The sequence below is a fragment of the Bradyrhizobium sp. PRIMUS42 genome (assembly GCF_023006515.1).
Lineage (GTDB): Bacteria > Pseudomonadota > Alphaproteobacteria > Rhizobiales > Xanthobacteraceae > Bradyrhizobium.
The window spans coordinates 1-547 of record NZ_JALBGZ010001507.1 but is presented as its reverse complement, the minus strand read 5'-3'; the positions used below and the strand labels follow the sequence as shown (position 1 = coordinate 547).

Sequence of the window (547 nt, the reverse complement as noted above, 5' to 3'; positions counted from 1 at the left end):
CCATCAGCCGCTCGAGCTTGGCGGGATCGGCCGGCGGCGCCGGCACGTCGAGCTTGAGATTACCCGTGGTGACGACGTCGCGGCCGCCAAGGGCGGAGAAGCGTTCGGCATCCGTCTTCGACTGCGCCAGGCAAATATCGAACCGCGACAGCAGCGCCGAGATGGTGCCGTGCATGCGCTGCCAGCGCGGGAAGGAGCGCGGCGACATCCGTCCGTTGATCAGCACCATCGGCACCCGGCGCGCTGCGCCGGCGAGGATCAGGTTCGGCCACAAATCGGATTCGATGAACAGCGCCAGCGACGGTTTCCAATGATCGAGGAAGCGCGCGACATAGCGGGGCGAGTCATACGGCACGTATTGATGGATGACGTCGGGCGGAAAGCGCTTTGCGACCACGGCGGCCGAGGTGACGGTTCCCGAGGTGAGCAGGATGCGCAAATTGAGATCGCGCAAGCGCTCGATCAGCGCCGCTGCGGCCAGCACCTCGCCGACACTGGCACCGTGGATCCAGACCAGCGGGCCGTGCGGCCGCACGTCCCGGGACAG

Annotated in this window: 1 protein-coding gene; it reads right to left on the bottom strand. The window is 67.1% G+C overall.

Annotation, left to right across the window (positions count from 1 at the left end; all coding sequences use genetic code 11):
- The coding region (locus MOV75_RS41340) for a glycosyltransferase N-terminal domain-containing protein (RefSeq protein WP_309487023.1) at window positions 1–547 on the bottom strand (547 nt) is incomplete at both ends.